The sequence below is a fragment of the Nioella sp. genome (assembly GCF_965215655.1).
Taxonomy (GTDB): Bacteria; Pseudomonadota; Alphaproteobacteria; order Rhodobacterales; family Rhodobacteraceae; genus Nioella.
The window spans coordinates 662,798-684,123 of sequence record NZ_OZ244111.1 but is presented as its reverse complement, the minus strand read 5'-3'; the positions used below and the strand labels follow the sequence as shown (position 1 = coordinate 684,123).

General features: G+C 63.4%; 22 protein-coding genes. 17 read left to right on the top strand and 5 right to left on the bottom strand.

The window, feature by feature from the left end:
• Positions 1-64 precede the first annotated feature (64 nt).
• From ACOOEX_RS03525 to ACOOEX_RS03445, 17 genes are all read left to right on the top strand, one after another.
• The gene (locus ACOOEX_RS03525) at positions 65-292 is read left to right on the top strand and encodes a pilus assembly protein (RefSeq protein ID WP_420397144.1); all 228 of its coding nucleotides are present in this window, start codon (positions 65-67) and stop codon (positions 290-292) included.
• A gap of 174 nt (positions 293-466) precedes the next feature.
• Positions 467-1,288, top strand: a complete 822-nt coding sequence (gene cpaB, locus ACOOEX_RS03520; RefSeq protein ID WP_071688840.1) for a Flp pilus assembly protein CpaB — start codon at positions 467-469, stop codon at positions 1,286-1,288.
• A 205-nt stretch (positions 1,289-1,493) separates the two neighbouring features.
• On the top strand, positions 1,494-2,906 hold the full coding sequence (locus ACOOEX_RS03515; RefSeq protein ID WP_420397143.1) for a type II and III secretion system protein family protein: 1,413 nt from the start codon (positions 1,494-1,496) through the stop codon (positions 2,904-2,906).
• A 16-nt stretch (positions 2,907-2,922) separates the two neighbouring features.
• Complete coding sequence (locus ACOOEX_RS03510) at positions 2,923-3,528, top strand: OmpA family protein (RefSeq protein ID WP_420397142.1); 606 nt, start codon at positions 2,923-2,925, stop codon at positions 3,526-3,528.
• Positions 3,529-3,745: 217 nt separating this feature from the next.
• The gene (locus tag ACOOEX_RS03505) at positions 3,746-5,059 is read left to right on the top strand and encodes an AAA family ATPase (RefSeq protein ID WP_420397141.1); all 1,314 of its coding nucleotides are present in this window, start codon (positions 3,746-3,748) and stop codon (positions 5,057-5,059) included.
• Between the two features lie 10 nt (positions 5,060-5,069).
• Positions 5,070-6,533: an ATPase, T2SS/T4P/T4SS family gene (locus tag ACOOEX_RS03500; protein WP_420397140.1), complete on the top strand. Its 1,464-nt coding sequence runs from the start codon at positions 5,070-5,072 to the stop codon at positions 6,531-6,533.
• Between the two features lie 5 nt (positions 6,534-6,538).
• Positions 6,539-7,507, top strand: coding sequence for a type II secretion system F family protein (locus ACOOEX_RS03495; protein WP_306047668.1), 969 nt, complete (start codon positions 6,539-6,541; stop codon positions 7,505-7,507).
• 11 nt (positions 7,508-7,518) lie between these two features.
• Positions 7,519-8,484, top strand: coding sequence for a type II secretion system F family protein (locus ACOOEX_RS03490; RefSeq protein ID WP_071688845.1), 966 nt, complete (start codon positions 7,519-7,521; stop codon positions 8,482-8,484).
• 5 nt (positions 8,485-8,489) lie between these two features.
• Positions 8,490-9,062 carry a tetratricopeptide repeat protein gene (locus ACOOEX_RS03485; protein ID WP_420397139.1) on the top strand — a complete coding sequence of 191 codons (573 nt, stop codon included), beginning with the start codon at positions 8,490-8,492 and terminating at the stop codon, positions 9,060-9,062.
• 32 nt (positions 9,063-9,094) lie between these two features.
• Complete coding sequence (locus ACOOEX_RS03480) at positions 9,095-9,940, top strand: tetratricopeptide repeat protein (RefSeq protein ID WP_071688847.1); 846 nt, start codon at positions 9,095-9,097, stop codon at positions 9,938-9,940.
• Positions 9,941-9,950: 10 nt separating this feature from the next.
• Complete coding sequence (locus ACOOEX_RS03475) at positions 9,951-10,472, top strand: prepilin peptidase (protein WP_420397138.1); 522 nt, start codon at positions 9,951-9,953, stop codon at positions 10,470-10,472.
• Positions 10,473-10,539: 67 nt separating this feature from the next.
• The gene (locus ACOOEX_RS03470) at positions 10,540-11,856 is read left to right on the top strand and encodes an ATPase (RefSeq protein ID WP_420397137.1); all 1,317 of its coding nucleotides are present in this window, start codon (positions 10,540-10,542) and stop codon (positions 11,854-11,856) included.
• A 130-nt stretch (positions 11,857-11,986) separates the two neighbouring features.
• Positions 11,987-14,395 (top strand): ligase-associated DNA damage response DEXH box helicase, encoded by a 2,409-nt coding sequence (locus ACOOEX_RS03465; RefSeq protein ID WP_420397136.1) that lies wholly within the window; start codon positions 11,987-11,989, stop codon positions 14,393-14,395.
• 40 nt (positions 14,396-14,435) lie between these two features.
• Positions 14,436-15,098, top strand: coding sequence for a ligase-associated DNA damage response endonuclease PdeM (gene pdeM, locus ACOOEX_RS03460; protein ID WP_420397135.1), 663 nt, complete (start codon positions 14,436-14,438; stop codon positions 15,096-15,098).
• Positions 15,099-15,176: 78 nt separating this feature from the next.
• Positions 15,177-15,581, top strand: a complete 405-nt coding sequence (locus ACOOEX_RS03455; protein ID WP_420397134.1) for a PaaI family thioesterase — start codon at positions 15,177-15,179, stop codon at positions 15,579-15,581.
• A gap of 58 nt (positions 15,582-15,639) precedes the next feature.
• Entirely contained in the window at positions 15,640-15,960 is a 321-nt protein-coding gene (locus ACOOEX_RS03450) for an ArsR/SmtB family transcription factor (protein WP_420397133.1), read from the top strand.
• The gene (locus ACOOEX_RS03445; RefSeq protein ID WP_420397132.1) at positions 15,950-16,417 is read left to right on the top strand and encodes an SRPBCC domain-containing protein; all 468 of its coding nucleotides are present in this window, start codon (positions 15,950-15,952) and stop codon (positions 16,415-16,417) included. Before ACOOEX_RS03450 ends, ACOOEX_RS03445 begins: the two co-directional genes overlap by 11 nt.
• 18 nt (positions 16,418-16,435) lie before the next feature.
• On the opposite strand, the gene ACOOEX_RS03440 is transcribed toward ACOOEX_RS03445, so the two are convergent.
• The 5 genes from ACOOEX_RS03440 to ACOOEX_RS03420 all read right to left on the bottom strand — a co-directional run bounded on the left by ACOOEX_RS03440 (position 16,436) and on the right by ACOOEX_RS03420 (position 21,287).
• Positions 16,436-17,074, bottom strand: coding sequence for a CDGSH iron-sulfur domain-containing protein (locus ACOOEX_RS03440; protein ID WP_420397131.1), 639 nt, complete (start codon positions 17,072-17,074; stop codon positions 16,436-16,438).
• Between the two features lie 347 nt (positions 17,075-17,421).
• The gene (gene folD, locus ACOOEX_RS03435) at positions 17,422-18,321 is read right to left on the bottom strand and encodes a bifunctional methylenetetrahydrofolate dehydrogenase/methenyltetrahydrofolate cyclohydrolase FolD (RefSeq protein WP_071688855.1); all 900 of its coding nucleotides are present in this window, start codon (positions 18,319-18,321) and stop codon (positions 17,422-17,424) included.
• Positions 18,318-18,635, bottom strand: coding sequence for a chorismate mutase (locus ACOOEX_RS03430; RefSeq protein WP_420397130.1), 318 nt, complete (start codon positions 18,633-18,635; stop codon positions 18,318-18,320). Before ACOOEX_RS03430 ends, folD begins: the two co-directional genes overlap by 4 nt.
• Before the next feature lie 3 nt (positions 18,636-18,638).
• Entirely contained in the window at positions 18,639-19,532 is an 894-nt protein-coding gene (locus ACOOEX_RS03425; protein ID WP_420397129.1) for a bifunctional 5,10-methylenetetrahydrofolate dehydrogenase/5,10-methenyltetrahydrofolate cyclohydrolase, read from the bottom strand.
• 78 nt (positions 19,533-19,610) lie between these two features.
• Entirely contained in the window at positions 19,611-21,287 is a 1,677-nt protein-coding gene (locus ACOOEX_RS03420; RefSeq protein WP_420397128.1) for a formate--tetrahydrofolate ligase, read from the bottom strand.
• Positions 21,288-21,326 lie beyond the last annotated feature (39 nt).

The following is a 21,326-nucleotide window of genomic DNA, read 5'->3' as shown; positions in this document are numbered from 1 at the left end:
CAGAATGCGCTGCTTACCCGCCCAATTGCGGGCTACTCCACACAAGGCAAAGCAGGAGCACGCCATGTCCATGAAATCCCTTATGTCTTTTCTGTCCGACGAATCGGGTGCCGTTACAGTTGACTGGGTCGTTCTGACCGCTGCGCTGGTCGGCCTCGGCCTGGCCGTGATCTCGGTTGTGTCGAGCGGTCTTGAAAACCTGTCCGGCGATATCCAGACACAGCTGGAAGCCGACCACGTGACTGCCGGGTTCTCCAGCAGCACGTCGACATCCACGACCACGACCGACTAAGGCGCCCTGCGCCCGCCTGAGGGGCCGATGGACGGCCCCCCGGGCCGCGATCCGTGCCGACAGATGGTCGAGAGCCGACCATTCTTTTGCCCAATTTCTTTGCAAGGATCAGCCAGATGAGAGCATGTCGGCACTGACCGGCATGCCAGGTAGAACAAATCGAGGGGCAGTAGCATGCGAGTCATATTCGGACTTGTCCTTATCATAGGCATTGGCCTCGCGGGCTTTGCGGTCTACGTGGCAAAGGACCGTTTCACACAATACCAGGCCGCGCTGGAATCGCAGCGGGGCGAAATCGTGCCGACAACCACAGTCTATGTCGTGACGCGGCAGGTTCGCTATGGTGAACAGTTGCGACCGCAGGATGTGCGGGCCATCGAATGGCCCGAGGAATTTGTCCCGTTCGGTGCGTTCACAAGCGCCGAGGATCTTTTTCCCGCAGATTCGGATGAGCCTCGTACCGTTCTGCGCGTGATGGAACGCAACGAACCCGTTCTGGTCTCGAAAGTGACCGCCCCGGGCGAAGATGCCGGCGTCGCCTCGCGGCTGGAACGCGGCATGCGCGCTTTTGCGCTGCGCGTCGACGTGGCCAGCGGCGTGTCCGGTTTCCTGCGTCCCGGCGACCGGGTGGACGTGTACTGGACCGGTGTCGCGCGCGGAGAGAACGTGACGCGTCTGATTCAGGCATCGCTGCAAATCATCGCCATCGACCAGACGGATGACCAGGATCGCAACAACCCGACCATCGCGCGCACCATCACGGTCGAAGCACCGCCGGACCAGATCGCGGCTCTGGCCCAGGCACAGGCGACGGGCAGCCTGACGCTGGCGCTGGTCGGTGTCCGCGATGACACGCAATCGGACACGATCGAGATCACGCAGGATACCCTGCTCGGGGTGCCCGACAACCCCGTCGAAACCGGCCCGCGGATCTGCACCGTCCGCAACCGTCGTGGGGCAGAGGTCATCGTGACCCAGGTCCCGTGCACCAACTGATCCACCCGACCCCGTATTTCGGCCCCCATCATCTTGGGGGCCGTTTGCCGTTTCGGCCCAAGACTGGGCCATCGTGCTTTCCCGACAACATGAATATCGGCCTGCAAGATGCTGATTCTTGCGCCAGAAAGCGTTTTCGGGCATTGTGCGCTGAAAGGGGCCGTCAGAGCCCACCCGAAAACGTGATCAGAGAGGCAGGATCACAATGAGCATTTTGCGCCATATCTGCGCCGTCCTTTTAGGATGTGCGCTGGTCGTATCGATACCGACGAGTTCGCATTCACAGGCCCTCCGCGTGTTGGAAGGGGCCACGTCCGCAACGCTGCGCGTGCCGATGAACCGGGCCGTTGTGGTCGAAAGCGAGGCGCTGTTTGCCGAACTTTCCGTCGCGAACCCCAACATCGCCGATATCGCCACGCTGTCGGAACGCACGATCTACGTGCTTGGCCGCGCGCCGGGTCGCACCACGATGACGCTGCTCAGCATCGAGGGGCAGTTGATCGCGAATGTCGAGATCCAGGTCGTGCCCGATCTGGCCGAGTTCCGTGAACGCCTGCAAGAGATCCTGCCAAACGAAGAGATCGAGGTGCGCACCGCCAATGACGGTATCGTGCTCTCTGGAACCGTGTCGTCTGGCCAGGTGCTGGACCGGGCGCTTGAACTGGCCAGCCGTTATGCGCCGGGCCGGGTCTCCAATATGATGATGGTCGGCGGCAGCCAGCAAGTCATGCTGCGGGTGCGCTTCGCTGAAATGTCGCGCAGCGTCAGCCGCGAGCTTGGGGCCTCGCTTGGCATTGCCGGCTCGGTCTTCGGCGGCGACGGGGGCGCGACCCTCGGAACGGGCGGCGCCAACGTCACGGGTCCGGCCACGTTCGGCGTCGGTCAAACACTTGCTCCGAACACCACCGGCCGCAACGGCGCGCTCGGGATCAGCTTTGGCACCAACAGCCTGCAACTCTCGGTCATGCTGGAAGCGCTGGAGGCCAACGGCGTTGTCCGCACGCTGGCAGAACCCAGCCTCAGCGCCCTGTCCGGCGCGACCGCGACCTTCAACGCGGGCGGCGAATTCGCTGTTCCGGTGCAAACGGAAAACGGTGTCTCCGTCGAGTTCCGCCCCTTCGGTGTGGTGATGAACTTCACCCCTACCGTTGTTTCAGATGAAACCATCAATCTGCAACTTGCCGCCGAAGTATCCGCCATCGACACCCTGGTTCCCACGGTGAACGGCGTTCCCGGCCTGCGCACCCGGTCGGCCTCGACCACTGTGGAAATGCGCGACGGGGAAAGCTTTGCCATCGCCGGGCTGTTGCAGGACGACTTCCGCGATTCCATCGGCCAGGTGCCGTGGCTTGGCGATATCCCGGTTCTGGGCGCGCTGTTCCGCAGTGCCAGCTATCAGCGGGAACAATCCGAACTGGTGATCATCGTCAGCGCGCATCTGGTGTCGCCCACGCGGGGCGAGGCGTTGGCGCTGCCAACCGACCGCATCCGCATCCCCACGGAAAACGAGCTGTTCCTGCTTGGCCTCACCGCCGGGCGCGTGCCTGATGCGGGCACCCCTGCGGGCGATGTCGCGCAGCAGGATTTCGGCGGCTCCTACGGCTATGTGATGGAGTAAGACCATGGGTTTCCCGATGAAAACACTCCTTCTGGCCGGTGTCGCGGCGCTTGCGCTGACCGGCTGTGACCGCATCCGCAATGTGGGCGAGGCCGGCAGTTTCATGGATGAGGGCGGCTTTGGCGACCCGACCATGAACAACCATCTGGTGATGACCGGGCAGCGATCCTATGTCGAAGAGCTGTCGACCCGCTTCGCGCAGGAAGTCCCCACAACGATCAACTTCGCCTTCAACAGCGCCGCGCTCGATTCCCAGTCCCGTGCCGTTCTGCGCCAACAGGCCCAGTGGATCCTGCAATTCCCCGAGGTGCGTTTCAGCGTCTATGGCCATACCGATCTGGTCGGATCCGACGCTTATAACCACAGCCTTGGCCGTCGCCGCGCACAGGCTGCCGTGAACTACCTTGTCAGCCAGGGCATCGCCCGCAGCCGCCTGGACGCCCTTGTGTCGCTTGGGGAAACCCAACCGCTTGTCGCCACCCAGGACCGCGAGCTGCGCAATCGCCGGACGGTCACCGAGGTCAGCGGTTTCGTGCAGAACGACCCATTGGTGCTGGACGGGCGCTACGCCGATATCGTCTATCGCGCCTATGCCGGACCGCGCACCGGGGGCGGCGACTGATCGCCCTCGTAACCGCGCAACCCCGGGTAAATACCCAATAGTTTCGGTTTTTTGGTCGTATTGTTGCCCAACTTGAGGGCCACACAGAACATCGGAGGCAGAGTGGCGAGGTCCTGATCGAGCGGGAATCAAGCCTGACCTTCCGGTAAGCAGCACTTCTGCCGCGACCGAAACGACAACCGACCCGGACAAATCCGGGCATTCCGGGGTATAAACGATGAGTGGAGGCCTTGCGCTGAAATCGACTCCTGCACCGATCGTGGCATGCACCATTGCCCGCGACGTTCAGACGTTTGATTTGCTGATCGACGATATAGAGGCCGAACTGGGCGAAGCCTGGGGCGACCTGAATTTCATGGAGGCACAAGCCTTCTTCGTGCAGCCTGAGGCGGACGACCTTGAATTCGTCGCCGTGGCTGTCGATGACGAGGATGAGCAGGATATCGAGCTGATCATCCGGGTGATCGAACAGGCCAAGTCCAAGGGCGTGAAGGTCATCCTGATCGCAGAAGATGTCAGCCCGCCGATCCTGCACCGTCTGCTGAACGCGGGCACCGATGATTTCGTGCCCTACCCGCTGCCGGAAATGGCCTTTCACCAATCGGTGGAACGGATTCGCGCGGGTCAGTCCATCGCGGAAGCTCCTGCCGCTGAACCGGCCACGCCCGCTCCCGCCGCTGCCGTGGCACCGGAAACCGCCACGCCGGCAGAACCTCAGGCCCCGGCCCAGATCCGCACGCCCACCACCAGCATGGGCGACCGCGTGGTCTTCGCTGTGCAAAGCATGGCGGGCGGCACCGGCGCCAGCACCCTGGCCGTCAACCTGGCGTGGGAGATCGCAACCGCGGACAAGAAGAACCCGCCTTCGGTTTGCCTGATCGACCTCGATCTGCAATTCGGCTCGACATCGACCTATCTGGACCTGACACGCCGGGAAGTGATCTTTGAAGTGCTGTCCGAGGCGCAGTCCATGGATGTGGACGCCTTCAAGCAGGCGCTTCAGACCTATGACGGCAAGCTGTCGGTCTTTACCGCGCCCGCCGACATCCTGCCGCTCGACCTGATCGGCCCGACCGAGGTGGAGGCACTGATCAAACTGGCGCAGGAATGCTTCGATGTGGTCATCGTCGACATGCCCACCACCATCGTGCAATGGACCGAAACCGTGCTGAATGCGACCGATGTCTATTTCACCACGCTGGAACTGGACATGCGGTCCGCCCAGAACACCCTGCGCTTCATCAAGGCGCTTCAGGCCGAGGACCTGCCGATCGACAAGGTCCATTACGTGCTGAATCGTGCGCCCAAGGGGCTCGACATGAGCGGCAAGAGCCGCGTCAAGCACCTGGCGGAAAGCCTGAATATCGAGCTGAACACGCAACTGCCCGATGGCACGAAACAGGTCACCCAGGCCTGTGATCACGGGACCCCGCTGGCCGTGTTTGCGAAGAAAAATGCGCTGCGCAAGGAAATCGCCAAGCTGGCGAAAACCCTGCATGACGCAATCCGTGCCGAAGCAACGGCAGGCTGAGGAGCGATAGATGTTTTCCCGCTACAAGAAAAACGGCCCCGCCAGCCCCGTTCACCCGGCCCTGACAACGGACCCGGAGCCAAGTGCCGGAACCCCCGGCCCGGCGGCTGCCGGTGACTCCGCTCCCAAGATCGCGCGCAAGCCCAAGCCAAAGCCAAGCACCGCCCCGGCGGAACCTGTCGCCCTCGACAAGGAGGCCAAGCGCCGTGCCCGTCTTGACGAAATCAAGACCGAGATGCATTCGCGCCTACTGGACAACCTGAACCTGTCCGCGCTGGAAAAGGCCAAGGAAAGCGAACTGCGCGCCGAAATCAACTCGATCACCAATGACGAGCTGACGGATATGGGCGTGGTTCTGAACCGCGAAGATCGGCAAACCCTTCAGACCGAGCTCTTTGACGAGGTAACGGGCCTCGGCCCGCTGGAGCCGCTTCTGAAGGACGACACCGTCAACGATATTCTGATCAACGGCCCCTTCAACGTCTTCATTGAACGGGCGGGCAAGCTGCAAAAATCGGATTGTCGCTTCAAGGATGAACGCCACCTGCTGCGGATCATTGACAAGATCGTGTCCGCCGTGGGCCGCCGCGTCGATGAATCGAACCCCTATGTGGACGCCCGCCTGAAGGACGGCTCGCGATTCAACGCGATGGTGCCGCCCGTGGGGGTGGACGGCTCGCTCGTCTCCATTCGTAAGTTCAAGAAGGACAAGCTCGGCATTGACGACCTGGTCAAGTTCGGCGCCTTCAACGAGGAAATGGCCGCCTATCTGCAAGCCGCCGTCGCCACGCGTCTTAACGTAATCGTGTCGGGCGGGACGGGGTCTGGTAAGACCACGACGCTCAACGCGCTCTCGTCCTTCATCGACAATTCCGAACGCATCCTGACGATCGAGGACACCGCGGAACTTCAGCTTCAGCAGGAACATGTGGGCCGGATGGAAAGCCGCCCGCCGAACGTGGAAGGCAAGGGCGCGGTCACGCAGCGCGACTGTCTTCGCAACGCCCTGCGGATGCGCCCCGACCGCATCATCGTCGGCGAAACGCGCGGCGAGGAAGTGATCGACATGTTGCAGGCCATGAATACCGGCCACGACGGGTCGATGACCACGATCCACGCCAACAGCGCCCGCGACGGTGTAAGCCGCCTGGAAAACATGATCGCCATGGCCGGGATCGAGATGCCGATCAAGGCCGTGCGCAGCCAGATCGCCAGCGCCGTGAACCTGATCGTGCAGGCCAGCCGCCTTCAGGACGGCAGCCGCCGCATGGTCTCTATCACCGAGGTGACGGGCATGGAAGGCGATGTGATCTCGATGCAGGAGGTGTTCCGCTACGAACGTCTCGGCCTCAAGCCCGACGGCACCATTATCGGCCGTTTCACCGCCTGCGGGGTGCGGTCGCACTATTCCGAACGTTTCCGCCAGTGGGGCTATGACCTGCCGGCCTCGATCTATGAACCAGCGGGGGACTGACAGCCATGGAACTGAGTATCGAACCGCTCATCTATATCGGCATCTTCGTCGGTATCCTGATGCTGGTCGAAGGCATCTACCTGATGGTCTTCGGCAAGTCGATCAGCCTGAATTCCCGCGTCAATCGCCGTCTGGACCTTCTCAACAAGGGGGCCAACCGCGAAGACGTGCTGGCCAAGCTGCGCAAGGAACTGGACCAGCACACCGGGTCGCGCACGATCCCGCTCTATTCCCTGATCGCCAGCAAGGCGCAGAAAGCCAGCATCGCCTTCACGCCACAGCAGCTGATCCTGGTCATGATCGCCCTCGGCATTGCCGCCTTTGTCATGCTGACATTGATGACTGGTGCCTCACTGCCCATTCGCGTGCTTGTCTCGGTGATCATGGGGATTGGCGGCGTGTTCATGTGGGTCAACTCCAAGGCCAAGAAGCGTCTTGCGATGATCGAGGAACAATTGCCCGACGCAGTGGATCTGCTGGTGCGGTCCCTGCGTGTCGGCCACCCGTTCGTATCGGCCATCAACACCGTCTCGAAAGAGGTCGCCGATCCCCTTGGGTCCGAGCTTGGCATCATCGCCGACGAGGCCGCCTATGGCCGCGATGTCAGCGAAGCCATTGCCGCGATGGCCGAACGGCTGGACATGCAGGACCTTCGCTTTCTGGCGGTGGCCGTCGGCATCCAGCAGAAATCTGGCGGCAACCTGGCCGAGATCCTCAATGGCCTGTCCAAGGTGATCCGCGCCCGTTTCAAGCTGTTCCGCCGCGTCAAGGCCATCACCGCCGAGGCCAAATGGTCGGGCATGTTCCTGTCCGCCTTCCCGTTGCTGGCGCTGATCGGCATCAACGTGATGCAGCCCGACTATTATTCCGACGTCATGGAAACCCCCGCATTCATCCCGGCCTGTGCCGTGGTGGCGGTCATGCTGGCGGCGAACTTCTTTTTCATGCGCCTGATGGTCAACATCAAGGTCTGAGGAACGGATAGATGAACCAGATCAACGACCTTATCGTCAGCTATCTCGGACCGCTCGGCCCCCTGTTCGTGGTCGGCTTTCTCGGGCTGCTGCTTGTGGCCATGGGTCTTTCCGCCATCGTCTTCCGCAAGAAAGACCCGCTGACCAAGCTGCGCGACATGAACCGCGAGGGCACTTCGCCAGAGGTGCAGAAAGCGTTGCGCATCGGCGGCAAGAACGAAAAGCTGGACAAGTTCGCCCAGTTCCTCGAACCGCAGAACCAGGAAGAATTCAGCCAGATCCAGCTGACCCTGATGCGGGCGGGCTACCGGTCCAAGGGCGCGGTCCAGACCTTCCACTTCGCGCAATTCGCGCTTGGCATGGGGTTTCTGGCGCTTGGCGTGATCTACACGCTGATCGCCCCTGACATGGGAACGCAGAAGAGCATTCTCAGCGTGCTGATCCCCGGTGCCGTGGGCTACTACCTGCCGAAATACTGGGTCACCAAGCGCGTGCAGAAGCGCGAAGAGGAAATCACCCAGGGCTTCCCGGACTCGCTCGACCTGATGCTGGTCTGCGTCGAGGCGGGGCAATCGCTGGACCAGGCCATTATCCGTGTTGCCAAGGAAATTCGGCCGTCGTTTGAATCCCTGGCCGACGAGTTCGAGATCGTCGCCTACGAGATGAAGGCCGGCAAGGACAAGGTGAAGGTGCTGCGCGACTTTGGCGAACGCTGCGGCGTGCAGGACGTGAACAGCTTCGTCACCGTGCTGATCCAGTCGGCCACCTTTGGCACCTCGATTGCCGATGCGCTGCGGGTCTATGCCGAAGAGATGCGTGACAAACGCGTGATGCGCGCCGAAGAAAAGGCCAACAAGCTGCCGACAAAGCTGACGCTCGGCACGATGATGTTCTGTCTGCCGCCGCTTCTGATCATCCTGATCGGCCCGTCGGTCTACGGCATCGCACAAAACCTTTCAGGAGGAGGAGGCTTCTGACGGACATGAGGTGGGGCAAGACATTACTGGCAATCATGACCGTTCTCGGTCTGGCCGCGTGCGAACCCTCGCCGCGGCTTGCGCCGTTGAACGAAGGGCTCGACGCGCCCGAGGATCTCAGCGTGCTCAGTGACGGGGTGGATCCTCTGATCGTGGGTCATCGGCTGATGGAGGCGGGCGAATACGACCTTGCCCTGCGCAGTTACCTTCGTGCGGCCGGTGACCGGGGCATGACCGGCGAAACCCTTTCTTCGCTCGGATCGGCCAACCTGCAGCTTGGGCGGCTTGGCCAAGCCGAAGAGCTTCTGCGCCGCGCGGTCGAGGTCGATCCCGATTTCGTCCCGGCCTGGAACAACCTCGGCGTGGTGCTGATGGAACAGGGCGAATACGGCGAAGCCCGGCAGGTTTTCCGGCAGGCCTATGCGCTCGACAGTGGCGAAAGCGACTCGATTCGCGAAAACCTGCGCTTGGCTATCGCGCGAATGGAAAATCCGGGCTATAGTCAAGACCATACAAATCAAAGCTTCGACCTGGAGCGTCGGGGTGGGGGGCGATACCTCCTGCTTTACGCGCCATGAACGGGGCAAGAACGAGCAGCAAGAGGCAGCAAATGCGCCCTATCATCCGGATCACGGCAGTGGTGTCTGTCGGGCTTGCCTTGGCGGCCTGTGACCAGACCCGGTCTGCCGATGTCGATCGTGCGCTGGACGGCGTCAACGTCATCGACGAAACCAATCTCAACGATATCATGCTGACATCGGCCGACCCCGATGAGGCGGTGACCTATTTCCGCCGCGCCAGCCGGGAAAACCCCGACCGCATCGACCTGCGCCGGGGGCTGGCCGCCAGCCTGATCCGCGCCGGCCATCATACCGAGGGCGTCACCGTCTGGCGGGCCGTCGTGAACAGCGACGAGGCCACCGATCAGGACCGTGTGGACTATGCCGGTGCCCTGATCCGAACCAATGACTGGGAGGAGGCCGAACAGCAGCTCGACGCCGTGCCCCCCACCTTCGAGACCTATGAACGCTACCGACTGGAGGCGATGATTGCCGACAGCAACGAGGAATGGGACCGCGCCGACAGTTTCTATGAAACCGCCGTCGGCCTGACCATGCGGCCCGCCGGTGTGCTGAACAACTGGGGCTTCTCCTATCTCACGCGCGGGGATTTCGACGCCGCCGAGCGGATGTTCGTCGAGGCGATCAACTACGATCCCGACCTCTTCACCGCCAAGAACAACCTCGTGCTCGCCCGCGCCTCTCGCGGTCAGTACACGCTGCCACTGGTGCAGATGACCCAGGTGGAACGCGCGCAGCTGCTGCACACCATGGCCATTGCCGCCATCCGGCGCGGGGACGTGGATATCGGCCGTGGCCTGCTGGAAGACGCCATCGACACCCATCCGCAACATTTCGAAGCCGCCGTCCGTGCGCTTCGCACGCTGCAGAGCTGAGGAGACGACCATGACCCTTGCCATCAGCCAAATGGAAGCCCTCTGGTTCCTGCCGTTCGTCGTGCCGATCTGCATCTGGGTCGCCTGGTCGGACCTGCGCGAGATGCGCATTCCCAATGTCAGCGTTCTGTCGCTGGCGGGGGTGTTCCTTGTGGTGGGCCTTGCGCAGGTCGCCATGGATGTCATGGCCTTCAGCACCTGGTACATGCGCCTTGCGCAACTGGTGATCGTGCTGATCGCGGGCTTCATCATCACCTCGATCGGCCTCGCGGGCGCGGGCGATTCCAAGTTCGCCGCCGCCATGGCACCTTTCGTGGCGCCCGGCGATTACCTGCTGTTCCTGACGCTCTTCGCGGCTGTCCTGATCGGGTCCTGGATCACCCACCGGGGGGCCGGCATGGTGCCCGCCGTGCGCCGCGCAACGCCTGACTGGGTGTCGTGGGACCGGGGCAAGCTCTTCCCCATGGGCGTCGCTCTGGCCGGGGCCTTGGTGGTTTACCTGGCGCTTGGGGCCATGGGCAGCGGGGCTTAACGGCCCCGCAAGCAAGACGGGTTAAAGACTGATCCGGGGGCATTTTCTGGCGAAAGGGTAACGCCCGATGAATATGCAAGCTGCCGACCTCAATACCTTCGCGCCGCCGATGCTGCGCAAGCTGGAAGATACCGGGCTGCAGATGGTGATGATGCGGGACATCCTGCTGAAAACCATCTTCCGCAAAAGCATCGAACAGACCAGCGCGATTGCCGAGGCGATCTGCCTGCCGATGCCACTGACGCAGGCCCTGATCGACATGCTGCGCGATATGGGGCTGTTGCAGGCCATGGGGACGCTGCATGCCACGTCCTCCTCGGAAATGGGCTATCAGCTGACCGACGCGGGCAAGGCGCGTGCCCTCGATGCGCTGTCTCAGTCGGAATATTACGGCGCCATGCCGATCCCGCTGGAGGCCTACAAGGAACAGACCAAGCGCCAGTCGGTGAAGAATGTGCAGATCACCCGCGACGCGCTCAACGGCTCCATGGGGCATCTGATCCTGCCGCCGGGCCTGATCGACCAGCTTGGACCCGCCGTCAGTTCCGGTCGGTCGGTGCTGATGTATGGCCCGCCGGGCAACGGCAAATCCTCCATCGCGGAAGGCATCCGCGCCGCGCTTGGCGATACGATCTACGTGCCGCGCGCCATTTCCTATGCCGGTCAGGTCATCACCCTCTTTGACCCGATCGTGCACACCCCCGTGGCACCGCCCGAAACCGAGGGCAGCAGCCTGCGCCGCCAATCCAGCCGCTACGACACCCGCTACATCATGTGCAAGCGGCCCACGGTGATGACGGGAGGCGAACTGTCGCTTGCCATGCTCGACCTCAACTACAACAAGGTCTCGCGCACCTATCAGGCCTCGCTGCAGCTGAAATCGACCGGTGGCGTCTTCATCGTCGACGACCTTGGCCGCCAGGAAGAACCGCCCCAGGCCCTGATCAACCGCTGGATCGTTCCGATGGAGGTGGGATACGACATTCTGACCCTGCAATCGGGCGAGAAATTCGAGGTGCCCTTCGACACGCTGGTGGTCTTTTCGACCAACTTCCACCCGAATGACCTCTTCGACGGTGCGGCGCTCAGGCGGATTTTCTTCAAGGTCAAGATCGACGGGCCGAGCCAGTCGGAATTCCTCAAGATCTTCGCCATGGTCGCAAAAAAGAAAAAGGTTCCGCTGGACGAGGCGTCGCTGCTGCACCTTCTGAAGAAAAAATATCCGACGGTAGACAATATCTACGCCAACTACCACGCGCCGTTCCTGCTGGACCAGATCATCGCGATCTGCGAGTTCGAGGGCATCCCCTACCAGATGCGCCCCGATCTGGTGGACCGGGCCTGGGAAAACCTCTTCGTCAAGCAGGAAACCATCGCCCATTAGCGGCAGAAGGATTTTGCAAAATCCTTTTACGCGTTTTCAAAACGCGTCCCCCGCGCCCCATTCGAACGGCGGATGCGGGCCGGACATTGCGCGCCTTTCCCGGCCCGGCTCTTTGCCCTATCTCTGTGTCATGACCGCCCTGCCCCCGATCATCGAAGACTGGTTTTCCCGGCAAGGCTGGGATCTCCACCCCCATCAGCGCGCCATGTTCGACCGCGCCGGGGACCCTTCCCTGATGCTCATCGCCCCGACCGGCGGCGGCAAGACCATGGCGGGCTTCCTGCCCACACTGGCCGAGCTGGCGGAGGGCGGGCATGAGGGGCTGCACACGCTCTATGTCTCGCCCTTGAAGGCGCTTGCCGCCGACATCAAGCGCAACCTGCGCCGCCCGGTCGAGGAGATGGGCCTGCCGATCCGCATCGAGGACCGCACCGGCGACACCCCCCAAAGCCGCCGCAAACGCCAGCGCGCCGACCCGCCGCATATCCTTCTGACAACGCCCGAAAGCCTGGCCCTGCTGACCTCCTACGAGGATGCGGCCAACACCTTCCGCGGCCTCAAGCGTGTCATTGTCGACGAAATTCACGCCCTTGCGGAAAGCAAACGCGGCGACCAGCTTTTCCTTGCCCTCTCACGTCTGGAAACCCTCGCCCCCGGCCTGCGCCGCGTCGGCCTGTCCGCCACGGTCGAGGACCCCCCTGCTCTGGCGCAACTTCTGGCCCGCGCGCCGGATCCCTGCCCGATCCTCCATGCCGATCCCGGACCCGACCCGGACATTGCCATGCTGGAAACCGAGGAACGTCCCCCCTGGTCTGGTGGCGGCGGGGCCTATGCGATCCCGGCGGTCATCGAGCAGATCAAGCGCCACAGGACCACGCTCATTTTCCACAACACCCGTGCGCAAGCCGAGATTTTCTTTCATAATCTGTGGCTTGCCAATGATGAGGGCCTGCCCATAGGCATCCACCACGGTGCCCTTGCCCGCGAGCAACGCGAAAAGGTCGAGGCCGCGATGGTGGCGGGCGACCTGCGCGCCATCGTCTGCACGGGCACACTGGATCTGGGCATCGACTGGGGCGATGTGGACCTTGTCATTCAGGTCGGCGCGCCCAAGAACGTCAAGCGGCTGGTGCAGCGGATCGGGCGCGCGAACCACCGCTACAACGCTCCATCAAAGGCGCTGCTGGTGCCCGCCAACCGCTTCGAAGTGGTGGAATGCGTGGCGGCGCTGGAGGCTGTGAAGGCCCACGCGCTCGACGGAGAACCGCGCGGACCGGGGCCTTTGGACGTGCTCTGCCAACATATCCTGATCCGCGCCGCCGCTGGTCCCTTTGATGCGGACACCCTCTTCGCAGAAGTCAAAACCGTCGGTGCCTATGCCGACCTGCCCCGCGCCACGATCGATCGCTGCCTCGATTTCGCAGCGACCGGAGGCTATGCCCTGCGTGCCTATGATCAATGGCAGCGGCTGGTGCAACGCCCCGACGGGCTCTGGCAGCTGCGCGACCCCAGAGGCGCGGCCCGCATCCGCATGAATATCGGCACGATCACCGACAGCGACAAGCTGAAGGTGCAGCTCAAGCATACCCGCGGCGGCAGGCCGCTTGGCGAGATCGAGGAGGCCTTCGCCGCCACGCTCACCCAAGGCGACACCTTCCTGATCGGCGGCCATATCGTCCGCTATGAGGGCTTGCGCGAAATGGTTGTCGAAGTGTCCCGCGACAAGGGCCGCAAACCGAAGATCGCCGTCTTCTCGGGCACCAAATTCGCCACCTCCACCCAGCTTGCCGACCGCATCCTGGCGATGTTCCGGCAGGACGACTGGCCCAACCTGCCGCCTCACACCGCCGACTGGCTGGCCCTGCAAAGAGAGGTTTCCAGGCTGCCCGAACGCGACCGGCTGCTGGTGGAAACCTTCCCTCATGACGGGCTGCACCACCTCTGCCTCTACGGCTTCGCGGGAAAGAACGCGCAGCAGACCCTTGGCCTTCTGGTCACGCAGCGGATGGAGGAAAAGGGCCTCAACCCCATGGGCTTCGTCGCCACCGATTACGCCACGCTGATCTGGGGGCTCGATCCGGTCACCGACCCTGCACCGCTGCTGTCGCGCGAGGGGTTGCATCAGGCGCTTGAGGGCTGGCTTTCCGGCAATGCGGTCATGAAACGCACCTTCAAGACCTCGGCCATCGTGGCAGGCCTCATCGACCGCAACAGCCCCGGCGGCAAACGCAAATCCGGGCGGCAGGCGACGTTTTCCACCGACATCCTCTATGACACGCTGCGCAAATACGACCCCGACCACCTGATGCTGGACATCACGCGGGAAGAGGCCATGCGCGGGTTGGTCGATTTCGGCCGGGTGGAGGAGATGCTCGACCGCATCGGCACCCGCATCGACCACCAGCCGCTGACCCGCGTCACCCCGCTGGCCGCGCCGCTGTTTCTGGAGGTCGGCAAAGTCCCCGTCAAAGGCCGCGCCGAGGACGTGATGATCGAACGTGAGCGCGCGGCGCTGATGGAGGCCGCCGGACTAGCCTAGGCTCTTGCGCCTCGCCGCGCCCCATGCAATGGAACAGACCATGAACGGGCTGCCCTTCCCCTTTGCCGGTGAAACACTCACCGCCCTGCCCTCCGGCGCGCTGCACTGGCCTGCGCAGCGGCTGCTTTGCGTCTCTGACCTGCATCTCGGCAAATCCGAACGCATGGCACGGCGCGGCGGCCCGATCCTGCCCCCCTACGAGGCGCGCGAAACCCTCTCCCGGCTCGATGCCGATATCCGCGCCACCGACCCGGAAACCGTCATTTGCCTCGGTGACAGTTTCGACGACCTCGACGCCATGCGCGCGTTGGAGGATCAGGCTCGCGCCATGCTGACCACACTGATGGCGGGCCGCCGCTGGATCTGGATCGAGGGCAATCACGATGCAGGCCCCGTCGATCTGGGCGGCACCCACCTTGAACAGCACCGGGAAGGCCCGCTCACCTTCCGCCATATCGCCACCGCTGACGCGACCGGTGAAATCTCCGGCCATTACCACCCCAAGGCGCGCATCCCGCTGAGGGCCCGCAGCCTCACCCGCGCCTGTTTCCTGCGCGATGACATGCGCCTGATCCTGCCCGCCTATGGCACCTATACCGGCGGTCTGCACACGGACCGACCGCCGCTCAGCACCCTGATGGGGCCGGGCGCGCAGGCGATCCTGCTGGCCGATCCCCCCCTTGCGGTCCCCATGCCCCGCTAGGCGACGCTGCGTTCTTTCCGCTCCCGCTTGCCGCACCCCCCGCCCCCCGGCAGGATAGCCGGACAGGGAGGACGGAACATGGACCAACGCATCTGCGACAGCTTTGACAAACAGGGGCTGATGACGAGCCTTGGTGCGCGCATCGACAGCATTGCGCCGGGCCGTGTGGTCATCTCCGCCCCGATCCGGTCTGAGACCAGCCAGCAGCACGGCTTTGCCCATGCGGGCCTGACCTTTGCCCTGGGCGACAGTGCCGCGGGCTATTCGGCGCTGACCACCATGGCAGACGGCGCCGAAGTGCTGACCGCCGAGATGAAGATCAACCTTGTCGCCCCCGCAGATGGCGCACGGCTGATCGCCACCGGCGAGGTCATCAAACCCGGCCGCCGCCTGGTGGTGACGCGCGCTACCGTGGAAACCGAATACTCCGATGGCACCCGCAAAATCGTGGCGGTGCTGCAAGGTACGATGGTCCCGGTCTGACAGTATTCTTGCAGATATAACAGAATCGTTATATACGAATTGTGTTATGAATACCTCGATGGACAGCCTCTTTGCGGCCCTCGCCGACCCCACCCGCCGCGCGATCGTTGATCAGCTGCGCAAGGGAGAGGCCAGCGCCGGTGATCTCGCCCGCCCCTTTGCCCTGTCGCAACCGGCCGTGTCGCGCCACCTGCGCACGCTTCGCGAGGCGGGGCTGATCGACACACGCCGGGCCGGGACCAAACGCATGTTCCGGCTGAAACCCCATCGACTTTCCGAACTCGACGCCTGGCTGGACAAGTTCCGGGCGATCATGGAGGCGAACTATGCCCGCCTCGACACCCTTCTGGCTCAAGAGAACCCCAAGGATGACACTTGAAACGAAACTTCAGGGCGACAGGCAGCTTATCCTGACACGGACCTTCGCCGCCCCGCCCGACCGCGTCTTCCGCGCCCATACCGAGGCCGCCCTTGTCCGCCAGTGGATGTCCGGCGCAATGGGATATGTGGTGGTCGATTGCACCTACGACACCCGCCCCGGCGGCAGTTTCCGGGTCGTCTGGGAAGGAGAGGATGATGAAATGCCCAGTTTCGAGGTTTCGGGCGAGTTCATCGCGCTCGACCCGCCGCACCGGATCGAACACGTGGAACGCATGCAAATGCCGGAGAGAACCACCAGCGACAATCACATCGTCACGGAGTTTGCCGCGGACGCAGGCGGAACCCTGATGACCATGACCATGACATTCGACAGCAGTGACGCGCGGCACGAGGCGATTGCCACCGGCATGACCGAGGGAATGGAGGCCTGCTACCTGCAGCTCGATACGCTCTAGCGGCGGGCCACCGGCGGCTCAGCCCTCTTCCGTGGAAAACCCCGCCGCCTTGTGGCTGCCGTCGCAAAAGGGCTTGTTCGCAGACTGCCCGCAACGGCAGAGAAAAACCTTCTCCGCCCGCGCAATCCGTGCCCCGGTGCCAGAGGTGACCTCGACAGGGCCGACCAGCCCAACCGGCCCGTTCGGCACGGGACGCACCTCCAGCGCCTCGCCCATCCGCGTCTCGCTGTCCTTGTCCGATGGTGCCGGCTCTCCGGTTGCGGCAAACCCGGCCTCGACATGGGCATAGTCGCAGAAGGGCTTGTTGGCCGAACGACCGCAACGGCAGAGCGTCATGCGGGTGAACCGCTCCTCGCCCATGCGCAGATCGCCCGACAGCTCCACCGGCCCGTTTTCCTGAATGCGCACCCGGTTGATGGGCCTTGGATGCTCCTCGCCGCCCCCATCGAGCCGCCGGAAGGTCAAGGCCCCGGAGGGACAGGTGCGGATCATCGCCGCAATCTCCTCGGCAGGGGCCGCATCGGGCGCAACCCAGGGCCGCCGGGACGGGTCGAACACCTGCGGCAGGCTCAGGAAGCAATTGCGCGCATGAATGCAGCGCGTCATGTCAAAGCTGACCTCGATATTTTTACCAGGGTAGCTGCGGGGCTTGGCCATGAGCGGGCTCCTTTCTCCGGCATATCCTTGCCCAAGCTTACACGAGGAACATCGTTCGCCAAAGCCATGCAGATGTCGGGAACACCCCTGCTCTTCTTCTTGGTTCAAATACTCCCGCCGGAGGCATCCGACAGACACCAGGCGCACAGACCTCTGACCTGTCAAACCGCCCTCACCCCCCTCCCGTGGCAACACGGTCCGACGAGGCCTCCCGCATCAGCGGGAGGGTGAGGAGGGCCGTTCGCGGGTCGACGCCGCAGGCGGCGAAACCGCCATCGCGTCTGCACGCCCGGTGTATGGGGGGTGTACGGGGGGTGTACGCCCGGCACCCCCCTCTTTTCAGCCCCTCAGGCGGTCAGTCCTTCCGGCTCCGCCAGCCCGTTCGCGCGGCAGCAGGCGGTCAGGGTATTGGCCAGAAGGCAGGCGATGGTCATCGGCCCCACGCCCCCCGGCACCGGCGTGATCGCGCCCGCAACCTCGGCGCAGCTGGCGTAGTCCACATCGCCTACCAGCTTGGTTTTTTCCGGGTTTTCAGGATGTTGGATGCGGTTGATGCCCACGTCGATCACGGTGGCGCCGGGCTTCACCCAATCGCCGGGGATCATCTCGGGCCGGCCCACGGCGGCGACCAGAATATCCGCGCCCTGACAGACAGCCGCCAAATCCTTGGTGCGCGAATGCGCGATCGTCACCGTGCAGCTATCCCCCAGCAAAAGCTGGGCCATCGGCTTGCCCACGATATTCGAGCGCCCGACCACGACCGCGTTCATGCCGGAAAGCGACCCATGGTGATCGCGCAGCATCATCAGGCAGCCCAGGGGCGTACAGGGCACCATGCTTTTCTGCCCCGTGCCGAGCAGACCCACGTTGGAGATATGGAACCCGTCCACATCCTTCGCAGGGTCTATCGAATTGATAACAAGATCAGAATTCAGATGCCCCGGCAGCGGCAGCTGCACCAGAATGCCATGCACCGACGGGTCATTGTTCAGCCGAGAGATCAGTGCCAGCAGGTCCTCTTCAGATGTGTCCGCCTCCAGCTTGTGCTCGTAGCTGTTCATGCCGACCTCTACGGTCTGCTTGCCCTTGGACCGGACATAGACCTGGCTGGCCGGGTCCTCGCCCACCAGCACCACAGCGAGACCCGGAGTGATGCCCTGTTCTTCCTTCAGCCGGGCCACATGCTCGGCGACCTGCGCGCGGACCTTGGCCGCGAAGGCCTTTCCGTCGATAATGGTTGCACTCATCCGTCTTTCCCTTCCTTGCCGATGACCCGCTCTTCGCGGGCGATCACCGTCTCAATCATGATCCGCCACATGGATTCCGCAAGATCCGCATCCATGCCCGCCGCTTCTGCCCGCGCCCGGACGTGGTCCAGAACCTGGCGCACACGCGACGGCGCTGCTGCCGCAATGCCTTCCCGCGCCTTCAGTTCCGGCGCGCGATCCGTGTAGCTCTGACGCTCAGCCAAAAGCACAAGAAGTGCCTCGTCAATCTCGTCGATGCAGCGGCGCAGCTCTGCCATTGACTGCACCGATCCCGGCGCGGGGCGATTGGTCATCGCTCAGACCTCCGTATTCGCAAAGGCCGCGCGGTAGTGATCCATCTGCATACGCGTGGCCAGAACGGCGTTTTTCATCAGTGTGGCAACCGTCACCGGCCCGACGCCACCGGGCACGGGGGTGATCCAGCCCGCCACTTCCGCGCAGCTGTCGAAATCGGCGTCGCCCACGGTCTTGGGGCCGTCCGGCGTTTCCACCCGGTTGATCCCGATATCAATGAGCGCCGCGCCCGGTTTCAGCATGTCACCGGTGACCAGCCCCGGCTTGCCCACGGCCACAAAGACCGCGTCAGCCGCTCGGCTGTGCATGGCGACGGAGCGGGTCATGTGGTGGCAGACCGTGACCGTCGCGCCGAGCCCCATCAGCAGGAAGGCAATCGGTTTGCCCACGATCTCGGAATGGCCGATCACGGTGACGTTTAGCCCCTCCATCGGCAGGGGCAGCGTCTTGAGGATTTCCACGGCGGCGACGGCAGTACAAGGCCCGAGCGCCAGATCGTTATAGACGATGTTGCCAATGGACGCGGGGTGCATCCCTTCCACATCCTTCAGCGGATGCACGGATTTTTGCAGCACCTTCACCGGGATATGGTCGGGCAGAGGCCGCTGGATGATGATGCCATTCACGCGCGGGTCGGCGTTCAGGCCCTGAAGGATCCCGGTCAGCTGCTCCAGCGAGGTTTCCGCCGGGTAGTTGCGCGCCTCGAACTCAACCCCCGCGCTCTCGGCGCTTCTTTGCTGGTTGCGCACGTAGAGTTCGGCCGCAGCGGTATCGCCCACGGAGATCGACACCAGCTTGGGTTGCCAGCCTGCGGCAGCCAGTTCCTCTGCCTCTGCCGCCACGCGGGCGCGCATGTTTGCCGCGATGGATTTGCCGTCGATCAGGGCTGCACGCATATGCGGGAAATCCTCATGTCGTATCTTGGAAAACGCATGGAAAAGGGGCGGCCCGAAAGCCGCCCCATTGTTCGCACCTCAGAACAGGCCTTCGACGAGACCTTCTTCGTTGATGCGGATGGTTTCCGCCGCAGGTTTGCGCGGCAGGCCCGGCATGGTCATGATCTCGCCGCAGATCACCACGACGAAGCCCGCACCCGCCGACAGGCGCACTTCGCGCACCGGCACCGAGTGGCCCGTGGGCGCACCACGGCGGTTCGGGTCGGTGGTGAAGGAATACTGGGTTTTCGCCATGCAGACCGGCAGGTTGCCATAGCCCGCGTCTTCCCATTCCTTCAGCTGGTTGCGAATCTTGCCATCGGCCAGAACCTCGTCGGCGCGGTAGATGCGCTTGGCGACGGTCTCGATCTTCTCGAAGAGGCTGAGGTCGTCGCTGTAGAGCGGCGCGAAGTTGGCCATGTCGGCGTCGGCGATTTCCGCCACGCGGGTTGCCAGCTCTTTGGTGCCTTCCGAGCCCTTGGCCCAGTGCTGACACAGGATCGCTTCCGATCCCATCTCGGCCACGTAGTCCTTGACCGCCTGCACTTCCGCATCGGTGTCGGTGACGAAGTGGTTGATGGCCACGACGACCGGCACGCCGAAGGATTTGACGTTCTCAATGTGACGGCCAAGGTTCGGGCAGCCCTTCTTGACGGCCTCGACGTTTTCCGGGCCCAGGTCGGCCTTGGCGACGCCGCCGTTCATCTTCATCGCGCGCACGGTGGCGACGACCACCACGACGGACGGCGCGAGGCCCGCTTTGCGGCACTTGATGTTCATGAACTTCTCGGCCCCGAGGTCTGCGCCGAAGCCCGCCTCGGTCACCACGTAATCGGCCAGTTTCAGCGCGGTGGTGGTGGCGGTGACGGAATTACAGCCATGGGCGATGTTGGCGAAGGGGCCGCCATGCACGAAGGCGGGGTTGTTTTCCAGCGTCTGCACCAGGTTGGGCTGCATTGCGTCGCGCAGCAGCACGGTCATCGCGCCATCGGCCTTGATGTCACGGCAGTAGATCGGGCTGCGGTCGCGGCGGTAGGCCACGATCATGTCACCCAGGCGGCGTTGCAGGTCGGCCAGATCCTTGGCGAGGCAGAGGATCGCCATGACCTCGGAGGCCACGGTGATGTCGAACCCGGTCTGACGCGGGAAGCCGTTGGCGACACCACCCAGAGAGGTCACGGTATCGCGCAGGGCGCGGTCGTTCATGTCGAGCACACGACGCCAGGACACGCGGCGCTCGTCAATCTCTAACTCGTTGCCCCAGTAGATGTGGTTGTCGATCATCGCCGACAGCAGGTTGTGGGCTGCGGTGATGGCGTGGAAGTCACCGGTGAAGTGGAGGTTCATTTCCTCCATCGGAACAACCTGTGCATAGCCGCCGCCAGCCGCGCCGCCCTTCATGCCGAAGTTCGGCCCGAGCGAGGCTTCGCGGATGCAGATCGCGGCGTTCTTGCCGATGGCGCAGAGCCCGTCGCCCAGGCCCACGGTGGTGGTGGTCTTGCCCTCGCCCGCCGGGGTCGGGTTGATCGCGGTCACGAGGATCAGCTTGCCGTTCTGGCGGTCCTGAACGGAGTTGATGAAGTCCTGGCTGACCTTGGCCTTGTCATGGCCGTAGGGCAGCAGGTGATCGGACGGGATGCCAAGCTTGTCGCCGATCTCCTGGATCGGGCGTTTCTTTGCTTCGCGGGCGATTTCGATATCGGTCTTGAAGGCCATTTTGAGTCGGTCCTGTTGGCAGGGGCAAAATTCTGGACT